Source organism: Mesorhizobium sp. M0761 (assembly GCF_040320205.1).
Lineage (GTDB): Bacteria > Pseudomonadota > Alphaproteobacteria > Rhizobiales > Rhizobiaceae > Mesorhizobium.
Genome location: NZ_JAMYPF010000004.1, coordinates 407,622 through 421,584 on the forward strand (window position 1 = coordinate 407,622; position 13,963 = coordinate 421,584).

Here is a 13,963-nt window from a genome sequence, read left to right on the forward strand (position 1 = left end):
GAGGCAGGATTACGTGACTTCAGGTTTGACTGCCACAACAAGCGTGGTGCGGATGCAAAGTGACGGCGACGGCAATGAGGCCGGTCGCGGCACAGCCGTCATTACGCGCACGAAGACCAAGACCAAGAAGCCCAGCCTTTACAGGGTCCTCATCCTCAACGACGACTATACGCCCATGGAGTTCGTGGTTCACGTCCTGGAGCGTTTTTTTCAAAAGGACCGCGAAGCCGCCACACGCATCATGCTTCATGTTCACAATCATGGGGTGGGCGAGTGCGGGGTCTATACATTCGAGGTGGCCGAGACCAAAGTGTCTCAGGTCATGGATTTCGCCCGACAGAATCAGCATCCGCTGCAATGCGTGATGGAGAAGAAGTGAGGTAACATGCCGGCTTTCTCCCAAGGCCTGGAAAAGGCGCTTCACCAGGCGCTGACGCTCGCCAATGAGCGGCACCATGAATATGCAACCCTGGAACATCTGCTGCTCGCCCTCATCGACGACACCGAGGCGGCCGCCGTTATGCGCGCCTGCAACGTCGATCTCGACGAGCTGAAGCACACCGTTCTGACCTATATCGACACCGAACTCGACAATCTGGTCACCGGTTACGATGAGGATTCCAAGCCGACCGCCGGCTTCCAGCGCGTCATCCAGCGCGCCGTGATCCATGTACAGTCATCCGGCCGCGAGGAAGTGTCCGGCGCCAACGTGCTCGTCGCCATCTTTGCCGAGCGCGAGAGCCATGCCGCTTATTTCCTGCAGGAACAGCAGATGACCCGCTACGACGCGGTCAACTACATCTCGCACGGCATCGCCAAGCGCCCCGGCGCATCGGAGACGCGCTCGCCGCGCGGCGCCGATGACGAGCAGGGCGGCCAGAACGGCGCCGAGCCGCAGGAGGAAGGCGGCAAGAAGAAGCAGCAGCAGGATGCGCTGACTGCCTATTGCGTCAACCTCAACAACAAGGCCAAGGCCGGCAAGATCGATCCGCTGATCGGCCGCGAGAGCGAAATCAACCGCACCATCCAGGTGCTGTGCCGCCGCTCCAAGAACAACCCGCTCTATGTCGGCGATCCCGGCGTCGGCAAGACGGCGATTGCCGAAGGCCTGGCCAAGCGCATCGTCGAAGGCGATGTGCCCGAAGTGCTGCAGGACGCCACCATTTTCGCGCTCGACATGGGCACGCTGTTGGCCGGCACGCGCTACCGTGGCGATTTCGAAGAGCGGCTGAAGCAGGTCGTCAAGGAGCTCGAGGATTATCCGGGCGCCGTGCTGTTCATCGACGAGATCCACACCGTCATCGGCGCCGGTGCGACGTCCGGCGGCGCGATGGATGCGTCGAACCTGTTGAAGCCGGCGCTGTCTTCGGGTGCCATCCGCTGCATCGGCTCGACCACTTACAAGGAGTTCCGCCAGTTCTTCGAGAAGGACCGCGCTCTGGTGCGGCGCTTCCAGAAGATCGACGTCAACGAGCCGACCATCGAGGACGCCATCGAGATCATGAAGGGCCTCAAGCCCTATTATGAGGAATTCCACAAGGTGAAGTTCACCAACGAGGCGATCAAGGCTTCGGTGGAACTGTCGGCCCGCTACATCAACGACCGCAAGCTGCCGGACAAGGCGATCGACGTGATCGACGAGACCGGCGCCTCGCAGATGCTGGTGCCGGAAGCCAAGCGCAAGAAGACGATCGGCATCAAGGAGATCGAAGCCACGATCGCCACGATGGCCCGCATCCCGCCGAAGACGGTTTCGGCCGACGACGAGAAGGTGCTGCAAGGCCTCGACATCGAGCTGAAGCGCGTCGTCTATGGCCAGGACACCGCCATCACCGCGCTGACCTCGGCAATCAAGCTGGCGCGTGCCGGCCTGCGCGAACCGGAAAAGCCGATCGGCTCTTACCTGTTCTCAGGCCCGACCGGCGTCGGCAAGACCGAAGTCGCCAAGCAGTTGGCTGCCTCGCTCGGCGTCGAGCTGATCCGCTTCGACATGTCGGAATATATGGAACGCCACACCGTTTCGCGGCTGATCGGCGCGCCTCCCGGCTATGTCGGCTTCGACCAAGGCGGCTTGTTGACCGACGGGGTCGACCAGCATCCGCACTGCGTGCTCTTGCTGGATGAAGTCGAGAAGGCGCATCCGGACCTGTTCAACATCCTGTTGCAGGTCATGGACCACGGCAAGCTGACCGACCACAACGGCAAGCAGATCGACTTCCGCAATGTCATCCTTATCATGACCACCAATGCGGGCGCATCCGATGCGCAGCGCGCGGCGATCGGTTTCGGATCGACCAAGCGCGAAGGCGACGATGTCGAGGCCATCAACCGGTTGTTCACGCCGGAGTTCCGCAACCGTCTCGATGCGATCATCCCGTTCGGCTCGCTGCCGGTGCCGGTCATCCATCAGGTGGTGCAGAAGTTCGTCATGCAGCTCGAGGCCCAGCTCTCCGAGCGGGGCGTCACCTTCGACCTGTCGTCCGACGCGATCGCCTGGCTGGCCGACAAGGGCTATGATGAGCGCATGGGTGCGCGGCCGCTCGGCCGGGTCATCCAGGAGCACATCAAGAAGCCGTTGGCCGACGAGGTGCTGTTCGGCAAGCTCAAGAAGGGCGGCACGGTGCGCGTCACCGTCGAGAAGAAGGAAACCGGCGAAACCGGCCTGAAGCTCGAATCACTGGCCGACGAAGCCCCGGTGCAGCCGAAGCAGGAGCCGGAAGAGACGCCGAAAGCCCGCAAGGCGGTGGCCAAGAAGCCCGTCGCCAAGAAGGCGGTGGCGCAGAAGCCTCAGCCCAAGGGCAAGGACGAGCCTGAGCCCAAGGGCAAGGATGGCGGCAAGCGCAGCCTGGTGCCGCAACTGCCGCGCAAGAGCTGAAAGGTTCGCCTATGAAGGGCCCGGTGACGGGCCCTTTTTTCATTGGCTGGCCGGTTTGCCGACACAGCGCCCCTGCTTTTCAGGGCAGATGTTGTTAGGTCAGGCGGCGACGCCCTCGGGTGCAAACTTGCCCAGGAAGTACCCGCACGCCTTCCAGATGGCGATCGAAATCAGAACGCTCGCATAGCCATCCACGGCATAATGCCAGCCAAGGACGACCGAGCCGACCATGATGATTGCGGCGAATGCCCACATCAAAAGGCCGGCCAACCGTGAGCGGCGTGTTGCATAAAGCGCGAAAAGCACCGCCATCGCTACATGCATGGACGGGAAGGCGGATATGCCGAGACTGCCTGGCGTCGCCCCGATATAGCCGCTCCACACAAGGTCCTGCGTGCTGAGCGCCCAGATCGGATAGATGCGATCGGCGGCGGCGAGTGCTTGCATCAGGGAATGATAGTCGCTGCCCAGCCCCAGTCGCTCGTAAAAGCACGGCCCTGCCGAAGACAGGCCCATCGCCAGGAAAAAACCCGCCAGTATCCACACGAGCATGAAGCTCATCAGGAACTGGTGACGCAGCTTCGTGTCCCTGCGCGTGATGCAAGCGATGAAGACCGAGGCGATAAGGACGACGAACCAGGAATTGTAAGCCAGGTTGAACGATCTTACGGCGAGCGGCGACTGGACGATAAACCATAGCCATTCATGGGGCGCTCGGCCGAAATGCAGCACCCGGTCGGCCTGAGCCAATGCGTGATCCCATGCGAATGGCGAAAGGATCGCGACCGCGCCTTTCAACACACCGAAAGCGGATATGAGCGCAATGCACGCGGCCAGACCATTCAGGCTGTTGGCGTTGCGCTCGGCGTCGCCGAAGACGCCGCCGATCGATCGCAGAAAAGTGCCGAGCGGCTCGGGATCCCGCTTGATGAGTGCAAGGTGAAAAAAGCTGCCGAGTGCGAAGGCGCAGCCACCGATCCAGAAAGCGAAAAGAAGGTATTGGGCATAGTCTTCCAGCACGCCGAAATCCGGCATGTTTCCGGTGCGCAGGCCGACCGCGGCTGCCAAAAGCAGGGCAGCGATGGCCATCGCATGCAGCAGGCGGTGTCGCCGGTACGCGTCCGCCAAGGTGCGCAGAAAGGCCCGCCCGGCAGCTGCTTTTACCAACGGCTCTGATGTCGCAACCGAATGTTCCACGATTTTTAAAACCCAAACGCATCCCGGTACGGCACTTTATCACGGGGTGGTTTGATATTTTCCTAACCGACGTGGTGGATTGTGGCTGAGCGCATCGCCCTGAGGCGCGCGCCACCTCAACCGTTCAGCGCTGCTCGGATCTTCGCCGCGTTCTCCGTCAGCACTTCGGGCTTCTCCATCTGCCCCGTATGCGGCTTGAGCGCGATGCCTTCGAACCGCGGGATGACATGGACATGTAGGTGGTAGACGGTCTGGCCGGACGCCGGTTCGTTGAACTGCAGGATGGTGACCCCGTCAGCGCCGAAACCCTTTTTGACCGCCAGCGCGACCGTCTGGACCGTGGTGAACAGCCGGCCGAGCGTCGCCGGATCGGCATCGAGCAGATTGCGCGACGGTACTTTGGGCACCACCAGCGTGTGACCGGGGCCTTGCGGCATCACATCCATGAAGGCGACCACGGCATCATCCTCGTAGATGCGGTGCGAGGGGATTTCGCCGCGCAGGATCTTTGCGAAGATATTGCTGGGGTCGTAGGCCTCGGTCATGGCGGCGCTCCGGGAGTATGCTCCCGGTGTAGCGAAGCTGTCCTGGACCGGCAAGATGGTCAGGTAAGATGGTCAGGCGAGGGCAGGCGCGGATCGCTATTCCTCAAGATCCTTGCGGAACGGCGTATGCTCTTCCAGAATTTCGCCCATCCGCTCGACCTCGCGCCGCTCACGCCGGAGATAATCGGCCACAGCATTGCGCAGGCCGGGATGTGCGATGTAGTGCGCCGAATGCATGGTCACGGGACGATAGCCGCGCGCCAGTTTGTGCTCACCCTGCGCGCCGGCCTCGATCACCTTCAGCTTGCGCTCGATGGCGAAGTCGATGGCCTGATGGTAGCAGACTTCGAAATGCAGGAACGGGTGGTCCTCGATGCAGCCCCAATTGCGGCCGTAGAGCGCATCGGAGCCGATGAAGTTGATGGCGCCGGCGACATAGCGGCCATTGCGCTTGGCCATGACCAACAGGATGTCCTGGGACATGCGCTCCCCGATCAGCGAGAAGAACTTGCGGTTGAGATAGGGCCGGCCCCATTTGCGGCTGCCGGTATCCATATAGAAGGCGAAGAAATCGTCCCAGGCCCTTTCGGTCAGGTCCTTGCCGGTCAGCCGGTCGATCGAGATACCGTTGGCGAGCGCCTCGCGGCGCTCCTTCTTCATCGCCTTGCGCTTGCGCGATGCCAGCGTGGCGAGAAAGTCGTCATAGGTCGAAAAGCCTTCGTTGAAGAAATGGAACTGCTGGTCGGTGCGGTGCAGGAAGCCGGCTGCTTCCAGCGTTGCAACGTCGCTTTCATTGGCGAAGGTGACATGCGCGGAGGACACGCCGAGCTTTTCCGTCACCGCCTTCAGGCCCGCTGCGAGACCGGCCTTCACAATGGCGCTGTCCTCGCCCTTGCTGACCAGCAGGCGAGGGCCGGTGACCGGAGAGAACGGCACGGCGCATTGCAGTTTCGGATAGTAGTTGCCGCCGGCGCGTTCGAACGCATCGGACCAGCCGTGGTCGAAGACATATTCGCCCTGGCTGTGCGATTTGAGATAGCAGGGCATGGCGCCCAGCAATCTGCCTTGGGCATTTTCCAGTCTGAGATGATGACCTTGCCAGCCGGTGCGCCGCACGGCGCAGCCGGAATCTTCAAGCGCGCTCAGAAAAGCATATGAAACGAGAGGGTTATAGCCGTTTTCTGTGTCGCTGCGGGTTGTGCCGGTAAAGCCGTTCCACTCGTCGCATGTGAAGGCATTGATGCCGGCGGCGACGCGGATGGAGAACTCCGCATTCGCCGTTTGCCCATCGCCTTCGTCACCCTGATCCATGAGGCTTATTTAAGCTCTGTCGGGGCCGCTACAAGTCACGTTTCAGGCACTCCCATCAGGCGACTTTGACCAGATCGGGTTCGAACCCTTCGAACGTCATCTGGTCGGCGTATTTGAAGGTGAGATCCACCGCCGGCTGGTCATGCACCGTCCAGGTGATGACAGGCATTTTAAGCCTTTCGCGCACGAAGCTGACGAACGGGTTCGGCAGATCGCCCGCGGCATAGGAGGTGAAGGCGAGGTCATGCGCCAGCATGGCGAAATGCGCCTCGATCAACTGGTTGTCCTTGCCATAGGCCGTGAGCCCGCCCGGAATTCCTGGCGCATCCCTGGGGAAATCGCGGACCAGCCAGTGGTCGAACGACATGATCGCCGCCTTGCCCTTGTAGCGCTCCAGCATCTTGCCGACGCTCGCCACCAGGCCCTCGTCGTAGCCGGGCACGCCCTTCAATTCGACCACCAAAGGCACGCGGCCGTCGACCAGGTCGAGCACCTCCTGAAGTGTCGGCACATGGTCCTTGGTGCCGCCGATCCTGAGCGCCGCCAGTTCCGCTGCCGTGCGCTGCCAGACGAAGCCGTCCTGGCCGGTCAACCGCCTGAGATCGCCGTCATGAATGATGACGGGGACGCGGTCGGACGACAAATGCACGTCGCATTCGATCGCATAGCCGCGCTCGGCGGCAGCAGCGAAGGCCGACAGCGTGTTTTCCCAGCGCGTCTTGTTCATGTCGTGAAAGCCGCGATGCGCCACCGGGCGGGCGGTCAGCCAGGAAAGGTCGGTCATTGTCTTGGTCCTGCTCATGCGACCTCGAAGACGGCTTCGATTTCCACTGCGGCATTAAGCGGCAGACAGGCGGTGCCGACGGCGGAGCGGGCATGCTTGCCGCGCTCGCCAAGGGCGGCGACCAGGAAATCGGAGGCGCCATTGGCGACCAGATGCTGCTCGACGAAATCCGGCACTGATGCAACAAAGACGGTGATCTTGACCAAACGCTGGATTTTTTCGAGATCGCCAAGTGCTGCTTTTGCTTGGGCCAAGACATTGATTGCGCAGTACTTTGCGCCTTCCTTGCCGGTTGCGGTATCGACGTCGCGGCCGAGCAGGCCGCTTGCCTGCAGCTTGCCGTCCTTGAGCGGCAACTGCCCGGCGGTGAACAAAAGATTGCCGGACCTGCAATAGGGCACATAGTTCGCGGCGGGCGCTGCGGCGGCAGGTATTGTCACGCCGAGATCGCTTAGCCGCTTTTCGATTGTTTCACTCATGGTATTTCCCTATTGCTTGGAGACGCCGCGCTGGCCGGGCCGAAATTGCTATTTTTGCCTCGCTTCCGCCACGACTTTTTTTAAGCTGGACCATCTTTACCTGCGGCCTGCCATCAGCTGCGACGATCGGAGCCCCTTATGCGCGCAACGCGCCTTGCCTTCCACGCCGTTCTCTTTCCGGTGCTGTTCTCGATGGCTCCAGCCTTTGCCGTGCCGGCGCTGCAGGCGCATCGCGCCGTCTACGATCTTACCCTCGACAAGGCGTCGGACCGCTCGGGCATCACCGGGATTTCCGGCCGCATGGTCTATGAGTTCAACGGCTCGCCCTGCGAGGGCTATACGGTAAAATTCCGTTTCGTCACCCAGATCGCCACCGGCGACAACACCAGGCTGACCGACCAGCAGACGACCACGTTCGAGGACGCCGAAGGCAAGACCTTCTCGTTCGTGACCAAATCCTTCGTCGACCAGAACCTCGACAAGGAGGTCAAGGGCACCGCCACGAAAGAGACCAAGGGCCTCAAAGTCGACATTGACAAGCCCGAGAAGAACAGCCTGGAACTTGCCACCACCCAGTTCCCGACCCAGCATCTGGTCGAACTGATCGGCAAGGCCGAGAAGGGCGAGAATTTCTACGAAACCAGCCTTTTCGACGGTTCGGAGGATGCCAACAAGGTGATGACCACCACCGTCATCGTCGGCAAGAAGGCCGAGGGCGACAAGGCCGACCCCGAAGCGCCGGCGCTGGCCAAGCTTGCAGGCGACAAATACTGGCCGGTCGACATCGCCTATTTCGACGAGACCGACAAATCGGGCGAAGAGGTGCCGGAATACCGCATCAGCTTCAAGCTGCACGAGAACGGCATCACCCGCGACCTCACAATGGACTATGGCGAGTTCTCGATGACCGGAAAGCTGGTCAACCTGTCGCTGTTCGATCAGACCAAGCCTTGCCCCGTCTCGAAATAGCAACAATGCGGCGCTGGCCACGGCAGGCTTGATGGCAGTTCCCGATGGCGGTCTATGTCGATGCGGCAATCTGGAAATGGGCCGGCCATCGCTGGTGCCACCTGATGGCCGACGATACGGACGAACTGCATCGTTTCGCCGCCGAGCTTGGCGTCAAGCGTTCGTCCTACCAAGGGCCGCCCAGGACATCGGCGCCGCACTATGACATAACCGGCTTCGAGCGCGACCGGGCGGTGCGGCTCGGCGCCATCGAATGCAGCCGCGAGGAGATCGTTGCGATCTTCAGGCGCGTACGGGTACCCAACGGAAAGGGCCGATCGTGACGCTAACGGCATTCTTGGCTTATTGCCTTGCCATCACACTTGCCGCCGCCACGCCGGGACCGGCGATGTTCACGGTGATCACCAACGGCGTGGCACGCGGCTTCCTGCGTGCGTTCGTCGCCGGAAATGGGCATTGCCGCCGGCGATGCCGTGCTGGTCACCCTGGCACTGCTCGGGCTGGTGGCGCTGGCCCAGACCTTCGAATGGGTGTTTCTCCTGTTGAAATACGCCGGTGCGGCCTACCTGATTTTCCTCGGCATCAAGATGTGGCGGGCCGCGGCCGCGCAATCGGCTGCGCAAGGAATCCCCCAAACCGGATTGTCGCGGTCGTTCCTGCTTGGCGCCTCCGTGGCGCTCGGCAACCCGAAGGCGATCCTGTTCCACGCCTCGATCATGCCGCTGATCCTCAACCTCGACACCATGACGTTTGCCGACGGCCTGCTGGTGGTGGCAGTCGTCGTCGGCGCCAATATTCTCACCATGGGCATCTACGCCGCGCTGGCGGGCAGGGCATCCGGCTGGTTCAGGACGCCCGGACGCATGCGGCTGATTAACCGGTTCGCCGGCAGCGCCATGATCGGCACCGGAGCGCTGATTGCCGCACGCTGAGCGATGAAGCACCTCACCGCTTGCGTTTGCAGCGCTTCCCCTCTATATGCGCGCTCATTCCACACACGGACTTTGGTGTCTGCCCGGGAGAAATCCGGCTGAAACCTCCGGTGGCGTTCGAGGACAAAGTCCAAAAATGCCTGTGTCCGTGGAGGCTAACCGGAAAAGGAACTAAGAATGGCACTGCCTGATTTCAGCATGCGCCAGCTTTTGGAAGCTGGCATTCACTTCGGCCACCAGACCCACCGCTGGAACCCGAAGATGGCGCCTTACATCTACGGCGCCCGCAACAACATCCACATCATCGACCTGTCGCAGACGGTGCCTTTGCTGCACCAGGCTCTGAAGCAGGTTTCCGACACCGTTGCCAAGGGCGGCCGCGTGCTGTTCGTCGGCACCAAGCGCCAGGCGTCCGACATCGTCGCCGACGCCGCACAGCGTTCGGCCCAATACTATGTCAACTCGCGTTGGCTCGGCGGCATGCTGACCAACTGGAAGACGATCTCGAATTCGATCCAGCGCCTGCGCAAGCTCGACGAGATGCTGGCCGGTGAGGCCCAGGGCCTGACCAAGAAGGAACGCCTGAACCTCGACCGCGAGCGCGAGAAGCTCGACAAGGCGCTCGGCGGTATCAAGGACATGGGCTCGACGCCCGACCTGATGTTCGTCATCGACACCAACAAGGAAGCGATCGCCATTCTCGAGGCCAAGCGCCTCGGCATTCCGGTCGTCGCCATCATCGATTCGAACTGCGATCCGGACAAGATCGACTTCCCGATCCCCGGTAATGACGACGCGGCGCGCGCCATCCAGCTCTATTGCGACCTGATCGCCAAGGCTGCCATCGACGGCATCGCCCGCCAGCAGGGCGCGCTCGGCGTCGACATCGGCGCCTCGGTCGAAGCTCCGGTCGAACCGGCGCTTGATCCGGCTCCGGCCCCGGCTGCGGACGCTCCGGAAGCTTGACAGTCGAAGGCCGGTTGCGGCCTTCATCATTCTCATATTTGGCACGCTAGACGGACGCATCACCGAGTACCGGTGGTGCGTCGGTGCATTTAAAACAAAGAGGCGACAATGAGCATTTCGGCTGCACAGGTCAAAGAACTCCGCGACTTGACCGGCGCGGGCATGATGGACTGCAAGGCGGCGTTGACCGAGACCAACGGCAACATCGAAGAGGCCATCGACTGGCTGCGCAAGAAGGGCATTTCCAAGGCCGACAAGAAGGCTGGCCGTACTGCCGCCGAAGGCCTGATCGGCGTCGACTCCGGCGTCCGCGAGGCCGCCATCGTCGAGGTTAACTCCGAGACCGATTTCGTGGCCCGCAACGAGCAGTTCCAGGAGATCGTTCGCAATGTCGCCAAGGTCGCGCTTGCTTACGGCACGACGGAGGCTGTCTCTGCCGCAAAGTATCCGGGTTCGGACAAGTCGGTCACTGACACCATCAAGGACGCCGTTGGCACCATTGGCGAGAACATGAGCTTCCGCCGTTCGGCCAAGCTCACCGTCCCGCACGGTGCTGTCGCAACCTACGTCCACAATGCGGTTGCCGATGGTCTTGGCAAGCTCGGCGTTCTGGTCGCGATCGAGACGACGGGCAATGAGCATGCCGCCAACGCCTTTGGCCGCCAGGTCGCCATGCATGTCGCCGCCACCAACCCGCTGGCGTTGACCGCCGAGCAGATCGATCCGGCAGCGGTCGAGCGCGAGAAGGCGATCTTCGCCGACCAGGCGCGCCAGTCCGGCAAGCCGGAAGCGATCATCGAAAAGATGGTCGAAGGCCGCCTGCGCAAGTTCTACGAGGAAGTCGTGCTCCTCAAGCAGGCCTTCGTGCTCAATCCCGACATCACTGTCGAGCAGGCGCTGAAGGATGCCGAGAAGGACATCGGCGCTCCGGCCAAGATCTCCGCCTATCTGCGCTTTGCGCTGGGCGAAGGCATCGAAAAGGAAGAGACCGATTTCGCGGCGGAAGTCGCGGCGGCCGTGAAGAAGTAGTTTTAAAAATAGCCCCGAAAAGGGCTTCTCAGCTCAGGCAACTCGGCCGGGTGTCCGCAAGGATGCTCGGCCGATTTCTTGTGCGGTGTCGATGAAGGCCCTGAGCTTTGGCGCCGTCGACGCCCTGCGCGGGAAGTAAAGGAAGAGGCCGGGCTCCTCGATCGCCGTTTGCGGCAGGATCTGAACGAGGCGGCCGGCTGCCAATTCCGCGCGCACCAGCGGCTCGAACACATAGGTCAGCCCGACGCCGGCAAGCGCAAGGTCGATCGCGGCCAGCGAATCGGTGACGATGACCGTACCCTTCGTCTCGGCCACGACATCCTTGCCGTCCTCGGTCAGGTCCCAGCGATAGAGTGCGCCGGAGCGCACAAGCCGGTAGCCGATGCAATTGTGGTCCGAAAGATCCGCCACACTGCGCGGACGGCCATGCCGGCCGACATAGGCGGGGGAGGCGACGATCACGGCGTTGAATGGCGGCGTCAGCCGGACCGTGACCATGTCCTGTGCGATCATCTCGCCCAGCCGGATGCCGGCATCGAAACCCTCGCCGACAATGTCCACCAGCCCCTGGTCGGTGAGCAATTCGATGGTCACATCAGGATAGCGTTCAGCCATCGCGGCGACCACGGGAGTGACGGCAAGTGGAACGGCGATGTTGGGAACGTTCAACCTGAGCAAGCCGGAGGGCCGGCCCTTGATGGCTCGGATGCGGTCCATCCGGTCGGCGATATCCTGGAGGGCAGGGGCTGCCGTGTCCACCAGCGCCTTGCCGGCTTCCGTCAGCGAGACGCTGCGCGTGGTGCGCGCAAACAGCGGCTGGCCGATCCGCTCCTCCACGAGGCGCACCGCATGGCTGACGGCGGATGGGGACATGCCCAGTTCGGCCGCGGCAAGCGCAAAGCCGCCGCGTCGCGCAACGGCGACGATGACAGGCAAATGGCTGAGCAGATCCCGGTCCATTCGTGCATGATATCGCATAGTCCTTGCGAACAATTCAATCTTCTCGATGCCGACAGGCTGGCCCACATTGCCGTCACCGATGCACAAAGGATAAAAGACATGAATGCCTTGAAATACGCTACCTTCGCCGCAGGCCTTGCTCTGGCGCCGGTCGATGCCGGCGGCGCCGAGCCGTCCGGTCAGCGCGCGCTCGCCGACGAACGCGCCGTCATCCGCATCGCCGATGCCATCGACCGTGCCGTCGATGCGCAGGACTGGAAGCTTGCCCGCTCCTATTTCGCCGACCGTGTCACCGTCGACTTCAGCAGCCTGTCAGGACAGCCTGCCGCCACCATCCCCTCCGACGATCTGATCGGTACCTGGGCCGGCAACCTGAGGGGCAGCAAGACCAGCCTGCATCTGCGCACCAATCACCAGGTGATCTTTGAGGCGGACGCGGCGACCGTCTCTTCGAACGGCTATGCCTGGAACCGGATGGAAGGCAATGGCGACCCGCTGTGGGAAGTCTGGGGCACTTACGAGCACCATCTGGTTCGCTCCGGGACCGGCTGGAAAGTCGACGGCTTCATTTTCCGCGCCACGCATCAGCGCGGCAATCCCTGGGTCAAGACGACGCCTGGCCAATGAGCCGGCGTCAATAAAAGTCGGGATAGGAAAACACCATGACCATGAGCTATTACACACTGGGCAACAGCGGCCTGCGCGTCAGCCGGCTGGCACTGGGCACCATGACCTTTGGCACCGAATGGGGCTGGGGCGCGGACAGGGAAACCGTGCGCGCCATGGCCGACGCCTATGTCGAGGCCGGCGGCAATTTCTTCGACACCGCCGACCTCTACACCGGCGGCACAGCCGAAACCTGGCTCGGCGAATTCATCGCCGAGCGAGGCTTGCGCGACAAAGCGGTGATCGCCACGAAATTCACCTTCAACGCGGAGCCCGGCAATCCGAACGCCGGCGGCAATGGCCGCAAGAACATCTTGCGCGCCGTGGACGCCTCGCTGAAGCGGTTGGGCACTGACTATATCGACCTCTACCTCCTCCATGTCTGGGACGGGCTGACGCCGGCCGAGGAGGTCATGCGCACGATGGATGATCTCGTGCGTGCGGGCAAAATTCGCCATGTCGGCCTGTCCGATGTGCCGGCCTGGTATGCTGCCCGCGCGCAGACGATCGCCGAGTGGCGCGGCTACGAGCCGGTGTCGGCCCTGCAGCTTGAATATTCGCTGGTGGAGCGTTCGATCGAAAATGAGTTCGTGCCCTTCGGCACCCGCCATGGCGCAGGAATCATGGTGTGGAGCCCGCTGGCAAGCGGGCTGCTCAGCGGCAAGTACCGGCCGACGCAGGAAGGCCATGCCGGCCGGCTCGACGGCTTTCGCAACACCACTCATCCGGGGTTCCAGAAGTTCACCGAGCGCAACTGGGCGATCGTGGCGGAGCTCGAAAAAGTTGCCGCCGAACTCGGACGCAGCATGGCGCAGGTCGCGCTCAACTGGGTGGCAACGCAACCGGGCATCGCCACCGTGATTCTTGGCGCCACCAAGCTGGCGCAGTTGCAGGACAATCTGGCGGCGTTGGATTTCACTTTACCCGCCGAGCTTCGCGCGCGGCTGAATACGGTCAGCAAGACACCGCCGCCATTCCCGTACGCCTATTTCGGTTCCGACATACAAGCCCGGGTTACCGGCGGCGCCGTGACCGGCGACAAGCCGTTGGGTTATGCGCCGCCGCTGCTGGTCGAGGGCGACGCCGTCAGCATCACCAGCAACTGACGGGCCGCGACGGGAAGGCGGAATTGGGCGAGGGGGGCGCCGCGGCGGAAGGGCGGCCCGAGGGGTTAGTGAAGACGGGGCACCGCCCCCCCGCGGCGCCCCCCCCAGCCGCCCGGCACCGGCGGCACCCCGGGGGTATTAAAA

The 13,963-nt window shown here is 62.5% G+C and carries 16 protein-coding genes; 10 read left to right on the forward strand and 6 right to left on the reverse strand.

The window, feature by feature from the left end:
• The first annotated feature begins 52 nt into the window (after nucleotides 1-52).
• Together clpS and clpA are read left to right on the forward strand one after the other, a co-directional pair.
• The gene (gene clpS, locus NKI32_RS09710) at nucleotides 53-379 is read left to right on the forward strand and encodes an ATP-dependent Clp protease adapter ClpS (protein ID WP_023671012.1); all 327 of its coding nucleotides are present in this window, start codon (nucleotides 53-55) and stop codon (nucleotides 377-379) included.
• 6 nt (nucleotides 380-385) lie between these two features.
• Nucleotides 386-2,875, forward strand: coding sequence for an ATP-dependent Clp protease ATP-binding subunit ClpA (gene clpA, locus NKI32_RS09715; RefSeq protein WP_023684681.1), 2,490 nt, complete (start codon nucleotides 386-388; stop codon nucleotides 2,873-2,875).
• A gap of 99 nt (nucleotides 2,876-2,974) precedes the next feature.
• Here clpA and NKI32_RS09720 read toward each other — a convergent pair whose 3' ends face one another.
• Nucleotides 2,975-3,625 (reverse strand): phosphatase PAP2 family protein, encoded by a 651-nt coding sequence (locus NKI32_RS09720; RefSeq protein ID WP_353002548.1) that lies wholly within the window; start codon nucleotides 3,623-3,625, stop codon nucleotides 2,975-2,977.
• Here NKI32_RS09720 and NKI32_RS09725 point away from each other — a divergent pair.
• A complete protein-coding gene (locus tag NKI32_RS09725) occupies nucleotides 3,599-4,051 on the forward strand; it encodes a hypothetical protein (protein WP_353002549.1) in 453 nt (150 codons plus the stop codon). The genes NKI32_RS09720 and NKI32_RS09725 overlap by 27 nt on opposite strands.
• A gap of 137 nt (nucleotides 4,052-4,188) precedes the next feature.
• Here the strand turns inward: NKI32_RS09725 and NKI32_RS09730 are convergent, their stop codons facing one another.
• From NKI32_RS09730 to NKI32_RS09745, 4 genes are all read right to left on the reverse strand, one after another.
• The gene (locus NKI32_RS09730; protein WP_352512582.1) at nucleotides 4,189-4,617 is read right to left on the reverse strand and encodes an HIT family protein; all 429 of its coding nucleotides are present in this window, start codon (nucleotides 4,615-4,617) and stop codon (nucleotides 4,189-4,191) included.
• 96 nt (nucleotides 4,618-4,713) lie between these two features.
• Nucleotides 4,714-5,928, reverse strand: coding sequence for a GNAT family N-acetyltransferase (locus NKI32_RS09735; protein WP_353002550.1), 1,215 nt, complete (start codon nucleotides 5,926-5,928; stop codon nucleotides 4,714-4,716).
• Nucleotides 5,929-5,983: 55 nt separating this feature from the next.
• Nucleotides 5,984-6,712: a glycerophosphodiester phosphodiesterase gene (locus NKI32_RS09740; protein WP_352512579.1), complete on the reverse strand. Its 729-nt coding sequence runs from the start codon at nucleotides 6,710-6,712 to the stop codon at nucleotides 5,984-5,986.
• A 14-nt stretch (nucleotides 6,713-6,726) separates the two neighbouring features.
• Nucleotides 6,727-7,191: a RidA family protein gene (locus tag NKI32_RS09745; protein ID WP_023684686.1), complete on the reverse strand. Its 465-nt coding sequence runs from the start codon at nucleotides 7,189-7,191 to the stop codon at nucleotides 6,727-6,729.
• Between the two features lie 138 nt (nucleotides 7,192-7,329).
• Between NKI32_RS09745 and NKI32_RS09750 the strand changes: the two genes are divergently transcribed.
• The 5 genes from NKI32_RS09750 to tsf all read left to right on the forward strand — a co-directional run bounded on the left by NKI32_RS09750 (nucleotide 7,330) and on the right by tsf (nucleotide 11,087).
• Nucleotides 7,330-8,160, forward strand: coding sequence for a cell envelope integrity EipB family protein (locus tag NKI32_RS09750; RefSeq protein ID WP_023724373.1), 831 nt, complete (start codon nucleotides 7,330-7,332; stop codon nucleotides 8,158-8,160).
• A gap of 44 nt (nucleotides 8,161-8,204) precedes the next feature.
• Nucleotides 8,205-8,483 (forward strand): DUF4031 domain-containing protein, encoded by a 279-nt coding sequence (locus tag NKI32_RS09755; RefSeq protein WP_023671020.1) that lies wholly within the window; start codon nucleotides 8,205-8,207, stop codon nucleotides 8,481-8,483.
• 108 nt (nucleotides 8,484-8,591) lie between these two features.
• The gene (locus tag NKI32_RS09760; RefSeq protein WP_352512577.1) at nucleotides 8,592-9,092 is read left to right on the forward strand and encodes a LysE family translocator; all 501 of its coding nucleotides are present in this window, start codon (nucleotides 8,592-8,594) and stop codon (nucleotides 9,090-9,092) included.
• Nucleotides 9,093-9,269: 177 nt separating this feature from the next.
• Nucleotides 9,270-10,058, forward strand: a complete 789-nt coding sequence (gene rpsB / locus NKI32_RS09765) for a 30S ribosomal protein S2 (protein ID WP_023671022.1) — start codon at nucleotides 9,270-9,272, stop codon at nucleotides 10,056-10,058.
• A 108-nt stretch (nucleotides 10,059-10,166) separates the two neighbouring features.
• Entirely contained in the window at nucleotides 10,167-11,087 is a 921-nt protein-coding gene (gene tsf, locus NKI32_RS09770; protein WP_353002551.1) for a translation elongation factor Ts, read from the forward strand.
• Nucleotides 11,088-11,120: 33 nt separating this feature from the next.
• Here tsf and NKI32_RS09775 read toward each other — a convergent pair whose 3' ends face one another.
• Entirely contained in the window at nucleotides 11,121-12,047 is a 927-nt protein-coding gene (locus NKI32_RS09775) for a LysR family transcriptional regulator (RefSeq protein ID WP_352512576.1), read from the reverse strand.
• Between the two features lie 99 nt (nucleotides 12,048-12,146).
• Between NKI32_RS09775 and NKI32_RS09780 the strand changes: the two genes are divergently transcribed.
• Together NKI32_RS09780 and NKI32_RS09785 are read left to right on the forward strand one after the other, a co-directional pair.
• Entirely contained in the window at nucleotides 12,147-12,674 is a 528-nt protein-coding gene (locus NKI32_RS09780) for a nuclear transport factor 2 family protein (protein ID WP_352512575.1), read from the forward strand.
• 35 nt (nucleotides 12,675-12,709) lie between these two features.
• Complete coding sequence (locus NKI32_RS09785) at nucleotides 12,710-13,819, forward strand: aldo/keto reductase (protein ID WP_352512574.1); 1,110 nt, start codon at nucleotides 12,710-12,712, stop codon at nucleotides 13,817-13,819.
• Nucleotides 13,820-13,963: the final 144 nt, after the last annotated feature.

Bases quoted from the DNA above. Each gene is read 5' to 3' on its own strand.
- NKI32_RS09780 (WP_352512575.1), top strand. From the start codon at position 12,147: ATGAATGCCTTGAAATACGCTACCTTCGCCGCAGGCCTTGCTCTGGCG.
- rpsB (WP_023671022.1), top strand. From the start codon at position 9,270: ATGGCACTGCCTGATTTCAGCATGCGCCAGCTTTTGGAAGCTGGCATT.
- NKI32_RS09745 (WP_023684686.1), bottom strand. From the start codon at position 7,191: ATGAGTGAAACAATCGAAAAGCGGCTAAGCGATCTCGGCGTGACAATA.
- NKI32_RS09775 (WP_352512576.1), bottom strand. From the start codon at position 12,047: ATGGACCGGGATCTGCTCAGCCATTTGCCTGTCATCGTCGCCGTTGCG.
- NKI32_RS09725 (WP_353002549.1), top strand. From the start codon at position 3,599: ATGCAGCACCCGGTCGGCCTGAGCCAATGCGTGATCCCATGCGAATGG.
- tsf (WP_353002551.1), top strand. From the start codon at position 10,167: ATGAGCATTTCGGCTGCACAGGTCAAAGAACTCCGCGACTTGACCGGC.
- clpA (WP_023684681.1), top strand. From the start codon at position 386: ATGCCGGCTTTCTCCCAAGGCCTGGAAAAGGCGCTTCACCAGGCGCTG.
- clpS (WP_023671012.1), top strand. From the start codon at position 53: ATGCAAAGTGACGGCGACGGCAATGAGGCCGGTCGCGGCACAGCCGTC.
- NKI32_RS09750 (WP_023724373.1), top strand. From the start codon at position 7,330: ATGCGCGCAACGCGCCTTGCCTTCCACGCCGTTCTCTTTCCGGTGCTG.
- NKI32_RS09730 (WP_352512582.1), bottom strand. From the start codon at position 4,617: ATGACCGAGGCCTACGACCCCAGCAATATCTTCGCAAAGATCCTGCGC.
- NKI32_RS09740 (WP_352512579.1), bottom strand. From the start codon at position 6,712: ATGACCGACCTTTCCTGGCTGACCGCCCGCCCGGTGGCGCATCGCGGC.
- NKI32_RS09785 (WP_352512574.1), top strand. From the start codon at position 12,710: ATGACCATGAGCTATTACACACTGGGCAACAGCGGCCTGCGCGTCAGC.
- NKI32_RS09735 (WP_353002550.1), bottom strand. From the start codon at position 5,928: ATGGATCAGGGTGACGAAGGCGATGGGCAAACGGCGAATGCGGAGTTC.
- NKI32_RS09755 (WP_023671020.1), top strand. From the start codon at position 8,205: ATGGCGGTCTATGTCGATGCGGCAATCTGGAAATGGGCCGGCCATCGC.